We start from the raw sequence: 6,018 nt of genomic DNA on the forward strand, positions 1-6,018 counted from the left end.
CCCCTTCACCGGCGCTGCTGAGGCGGTGTTGGGACGCTGGAGACGGCGGAGACGCTCAGGAGAGACTGGGGGCATCTTGAGGGATTTGTTAGGCGGGCGCGCTGAGGTTATTGGCGCAACGGTCTGGTTTTTGGCTCTGGGTGTTATGTTCTTTGACATTGATGGATAACTGAAGAGATATGTGGGCGGTTTGGTTCGTTTCGACGGATTGAATGTCTGTATATCGCGCTAGTAGGTTTCTCGAGCAATCGGGGCCGATGATCTAGTGTCAGCTTCACTGTTTGAGTGGTTCACTGATTTCTTAGGAAGTCTGTGTACATCAAACAGAAGACTTCATCAGGATTAGCCTCCTGATGAGATGTGCAGAGGTTCGAACGTCAAGGATAGCGCAGCAATGTGCTTTCAACTTGAGAGTTTGATCCTGGCTCAGAACGAACGCTGGCGGCAGGCCTAACACATGCAAGTCGAGCGCGCCCTTCGGGGTGAGCGGCGGACGGGTTAGTAACGCGTGGGAATATACCCTTTGGTACGGAATAGCCTCTGGAAACGGAGAGTAATACCGTATGAGCCCTTCGGGGGAAAGATTTATCGCCAAAGGATTAGCCCGCGTTAGATTAGGTAGTTGGTGGGGTAATGGCCTACCAAGCCTACGATCTATAGCTGGTTTTAGAGGATGATCAGCAACACTGGGACTGAGACACGGCCCAGACTCCTACGGGAGGCAGCAGTGGGGAATCTTGGACAATGGGGGCAACCCTGATCCAGCCATGCCGCGTGAGTGATGAAGGCCTTAGGGTCGTAAAGCTCTTTCGCCTGTGAAGATAATGACGGTAGCAGGTAAAGAAACCCCGGCTAACTCCGTGCCAGCAGCCGCGGTAATACGGAGGGGGTTAGCGTTGTTCGGAATTACTGGGCGTAAAGCGCACGTAGGCGGACTGGAAAGTTGGGGGTGAAATCCCAGGGCTCAACCCTGGAACTGCCTCCAAAACTATCAGTCTAGAGTTCGAGAGAGGTGAGTGGAATTCCAAGTGTAGAGGTGAAATTCGTAGATATTTGGAGGAACACCAGTGGCGAAGGCGGCTCACTGGCTCGATACTGACGCTGAGGTGCGAAAGTGTGGGGAGCAAACAGGATTAGATACCCTGGTAGTCCACACCGTAAACGATGAATGCCAGTCGTCGGGTAGCATGCTATTCGGTGACACACCTAACGGATTAAGCATTCCGCCTGGGGAGTACGGTCGCAAGATTAAAACTCAAAGGAATTGACGGGGGCCCGCACAAGCGGTGGAGCATGTGGTTTAATTCGAAGCAACGCGCAGAACCTTACCAACCCTTGACATCCTAGGACCGGCCCAGAGATGGGTCTTTCACTTCGGTGACCTAGTGACAGGTGCTGCATGGCTGTCGTCAGCTCGTGTCGTGAGATGTTCGGTTAAGTCCGGCAACGAGCGCAACCCACATCCTTAGTTGCCAGCAGTTCGGCTGGGCACTCTAGGGAAACTGCCCGTGATAAGCGGGAGGAAGGTGTGGATGACGTCAAGTCCTCATGGCCCTTACGGGTTGGGCTACACACGTGCTACAATGGCAGTGACAATGGGTTAATCCCAAAAAACTGTCTCAGTTCGGATTGGGGTCTGCAACTCGACCCCATGAAGTCGGAATCGCTAGTAATCGCGTAACAGCATGACGCGGTGAATACGTTCCCGGGCCTTGTACACACCGCCCGTCACACCATGGGAGTTGGTTCTACCCGACGGCCGTGCGCTAACCTTTTGGGGGCAGCGGACCACGGTAGGATCAGCGACTGGGGTGAAGTCGTAACAAGGTAGCCGTAGGGGAACCTGCGGCTGGATCACCTCCTTTCTAAGGATGTATCTAGTTAGATTTGTTCGCAAATCTCGTGATACACTTAGCAGAAGATCAACAAACAAAGTTGATCAAACTCATGGACCGAGCCGTCCTCATATCTCTTCAGAACACATCAGGCCGACCGGCCTGTCTGGGTCGGTAGCTCAGGTGGTTAGAGCGCACGCCTGATAAGCGTGAGGTCGGAGGTTCAAGTCCTCCTCGACCCACCAAGCCTTTTGCGGAGCAAAGGGCGTTGTCGTGGCAGTGCCTTCGCGTAGCGAAGGTCACGAAAGCGACTATTTTGGGGCCTTAGCTCAGCTGGGAGAGCGCCTGATTTGCATTCAGGAGGTCAGGAGTTCGATCCTCCTAGGCTCCACCATTTACCCGATCAGATCGTTAAGCACCTTTGGGTTCTTAACCGTCCGATTGGACGCAGCTTCTTCGGAGGCTTTGACATCGTATAGAGAGAAATCAATCAACACTGTTTGATCGCGCCGAGTGTGGCGTTGATCTCAGTTGGTCCTCTTCGGAGGAGGTTCGATTAGGGATGTTTCCTCGTCCCTCTTTGAATATCCCGGCTGAAACGAACAGAGTTGTCCAAGTCAAGTACACTAACCCGCATGATCTGACGATCATGCATTGTCTTCCATTCTCCATGTGGGGCCGACCGACATCGGCAGCATGGGTTCCAGGATGGAAGGCGGGAAAGTATGCTTTTGGTTCAGAAACAGAGGCGGCCTTTAGTTACCAGCTGGGCCTGCCGTGAAGGACTTCGTGTCTTTCTCTTTCTGGATCAAATCAAGCGCGAGAAGGGCGTTTGGTGAATGCCTTGGCAGCAAGAGGCGATGAAAGACGTGATACTCTGCGATAAGCCATGGGGAGCTGAGAATAAGCTTTGATCCATGGATTTCTGAATGGGGCAACCCACCTGAAAGCTTCATATTGTTATCTCTGATAATCAATATGTTGCTTAAACAGGTACTTAAGACCTGAATACATAGGGTTTTAAGAGCAAACCCGGGGAACTGAAACATCTAAGTACCCGGAGGAAAGGAAATCAATTGATACTCCCCTAGTAGCGGCGAGCGAACGGGGACCAGCCGAGCCAGATAAGTGACTAGAACATGTTGGGAAGCATGGCCATAGCGGGTGATAGCCCCGTATAGGAAGCTTTGATGGACGTATTAAGTAGGGCGGAACACGTGAAATTCTGTCTGAAGATCGGAGGACCACCTTCGAAGGCTAAGTACTCCTTGCTGACCGATAGCGAACCAGTACCGTGAGGGAAAGGTGAAAAGCACCCCGACGAGGGGAGTGAAACAGTACCTGAAACCGAACGCCTACAATCAGTCGGAGGCTCCTTGCGAGCTGACGGCGTACCTTTTGTATAATGGGTCATCGACTTGGTCTCACGAGCAAGCTTAAGCCGTTAGGTGTAGGCGTAGCGAAAGCGAGTCTTAATAGGGCGCATGAGTTCGTGGGATCAGACCCGAAACCGAGTGATCTAGGCATGGCCAGGTTGAAGGTAAGGTAACACTTACTGGAGGACCGAACCCACATCCGTTGAAAAGGATCGGGATGAGCTGTGCCTAGGGGTGAAAGGCCAATCAAACTCGGAGATAGCTGGTTCTCTGCGAAATCTATTTAGGTAGAGCGTCATCCGAATACCCCGGGGGGTAGAGCACTGGATGGGTAATGGGGCCCCACAGGCTTACTGATCCTAACCAAACTCCGAATACCCGGGAGTACTAGATGGCAGACACACTGCGGATGCTAACGTCCGTAGTGGAGAGGGAAACAACCCTGACCTACAGCTAAGGCCCCCAATTCATGGCTAAGTGGGAAAGCAGGTGGGACGACCAAAACAACCAGGAGGTTGGCTTAGAAGCAGCCATCCTTTAAAGATAGCGTAACAGCTCACTGGTCTAAATAAGTTGTCCTGCGGCGAAGATGTAACGGGGCTCAAGCCATGAGCCGAAGCTTAGGATGCCGTAAGGCATGGTAGCAGAGCGTAGTGTGACATAGTTCCTATCCTCTTTAGCGTCCTTCGGGGCGCCTTGGAGGATATTTGGAGCTTTCGATGAAGCCGGCCTGTGAGGGATCCGGTGGAGAGATCACTAGTGAGAATGATGACATGAGTAGCGACAAAGAGTGTGAGAGACACTCTCGCCGAAAGTCCAAGGGTTCCTGCTTAAAGCTAATCTGAGCAGGGTAAGCCGGCCCCTAAGCCGAGGCCGAAAGGCGTAGGCGATGGGAACCAGGTTAATATTCCTGGGCCGTGGAGTGGTGACGGATCTCAGGTGTAGTTCAATCTTATCGGATTGATTGGGCTGCTGAGAGGTTCCTGGAAATAGCCCTCCTATCAGACCGTACCCTAAACCGACACAGGTGGACTGGTAGAGAATACCAAGGCGCTTGAGAGAACGATGTTGAAGGAACTCGGCAAAATACCTCCGTAAGTTCGCGAGAAGGAGGCCCGGTTCCTAGGCAACTAGGGGCTGGGGGCACAAACCAGGGGGTGGCGACTGTTTATTAAAAACACAGGGCTCTGCGAAGTCGCAAGACGACGTATAGGGTCTGACGCCTGCCCGGTGCCTGAAGGTTAAAAGGAGAGGTGAGAGCCTTGAATTGAAGCCCAGGTAAACGGCGGCCGTAACTATAACGGTCCTAAGGTAGCGAAATTCCTTGTCGGGTAAGTTCCGACCTGCACGAATGGCGTAACGACTTCCCCGCTGTCTCCAACATCGACTCAGCGAAATTGAATTGCCTGTCAAGATGCAGGCTTCCCGCGGTTAGACGGAAAGACCCCGTGCACCTTTACTACAGCTTCGCACTGGCATCAGGATTGTGATGTGCAGGATAGGTGGTAGGCTTTGAAGCGGAAACGCAAGTATCCGTGGAGCCTCCCTTGAGATACCACCCTTCGCACTCTTGATGTCTAACCGCGGTCCGTTATCCGGATCCGGGACCCTGCGTGGCGGGTAGTTTGACTGGGGCGGTCGCCTCCTAAAGCGTAACGGAGGCGCGCGAAGGTTGGCTCAGAGCGGTCGGAAATCGCTCGTTGAGTGCAATGGCAGAAGCCAGCCTGACTGCGAGACTGACAAGTCGAGCAGAGTCGAAAGACGGCCATAGTGATCCGGTGGTCCCGAGTGGAAGGGCCATCGCTCAACGGATAAAAGGTACGCCGGGGATAACAGGCTGATACTGCCCAAGAGTCCATATCGACGGCAGTGTTTGGCACCTCGATGTCGGCTCATCTCATCCTGGGGCTGGAGCAGGTCCCAAGGGTACGGCTGTTCGCCGTTTAAAGAGGTACGTGAGCTGGGTTTAGAACGTCGTGAGACAGTTCGGTCCCTATCTGCCGTGGGTGTAGGAGACTTGAGAGGAGTTGCCCCTAGTACGAGAGGACCGGGGTGAACGATCCACTGGTGGACCAGTTGTCGTGCCAACGGCAGTGCTGGGTAGCTATGATCGGACAGGATAACCGCTGAAGGCATCTAAGCGGGAAGCCCCCCTCAAAACAAGGTCTCCCTGAGGGCCGTGGAAGACCACCACGTCAATAGGCCGGAGATGTAAGCGCAGTAATGCGTTCAGTTGACCGGTACTAATCGCCCGATAGGCTTGATTTGATCCAGTAACAGAAAGACAAATCAAAACCAAAAGCATACACCGACCTTGAGTTGGACAACGTTGATTGATGTGAAACCCCGTAAAGGGGTGACATAACAACCGAGTGGCAACGCGCCTTTGCACGCAAAGACGCTGCCTGCCACCCGTCGCTTTCTTGCTCAGCAAGAATGCAAACATGGGCTTTTCCTCGGTTTGGTGGTCATAGCGCAAGTGAAACACCCGGTCCCATCCCGAACCCGGAAGTTAAGCACTGCCGCGCCAATGGTACTTGGGCTTAAGCCCCGGGAGAGTAGGTCACCGCCAAACCTAGTAAAAGCCCAAAACATCTCTCTAACGATGATACAAATCTGACACTGACGCGGGATGGAGCAGCCCGGTAGCTCGTCAGGCTCATAACCTGAAGGTCGTAGGTTCAAATCCTACTCCCGCAACCAGCGTCAGAAAATCTCAGAACAGCCCGGTCACACTACAATTGATCCCCAAGATCAATCGCTTAACACACTCAACCCGTCAGAACCATAAAACATTGGGGTGAGAG

The 6,018-nt window shown here is 53.2% G+C and carries 3 tRNA genes and 3 rRNA genes; all 6 read left to right on the forward strand.

From position 1 onward, the window contains the following. The first annotated feature begins 403 nt into the window (after positions 1-403). Positions 404-1,865 (forward strand): 16S ribosomal RNA (locus GOX21_RS21315). A 138-nt stretch (positions 1,866-2,003) separates the two neighbouring features. Further along, a tRNA-Ile gene (locus GOX21_RS21320) sits at positions 2,004-2,080 on the forward strand. A 73-nt stretch (positions 2,081-2,153) separates the two neighbouring features. Then, a tRNA-Ala gene (locus GOX21_RS21325) sits at positions 2,154-2,229 on the forward strand. A gap of 417 nt (positions 2,230-2,646) precedes the next feature. Then, positions 2,647-5,479, forward strand: a 23S ribosomal RNA gene (locus GOX21_RS21330). Between the two features lie 192 nt (positions 5,480-5,671). Further along, positions 5,672-5,786, forward strand: a 5S ribosomal RNA gene (gene rrf / locus GOX21_RS21335). The 16S, 23S and 5S rRNA genes sit together here with 3 tRNA genes alongside, the layout of an rRNA operon. Positions 5,787-5,837: 51 nt before the next feature. Then, positions 5,838-5,914: transfer RNA gene (locus GOX21_RS21340), tRNA-Met, on the forward strand. The last annotated feature ends 104 nt before the right edge of the window (positions 5,915-6,018 follow it).

Origin of the sequence: Ruegeria atlantica, from assembly GCF_013032005.1 — a bacterium.
In the GTDB taxonomy this organism is placed as follows: Bacteria; Pseudomonadota; Alphaproteobacteria; order Rhodobacterales; family Rhodobacteraceae; genus Ruegeria; species Ruegeria atlantica_A.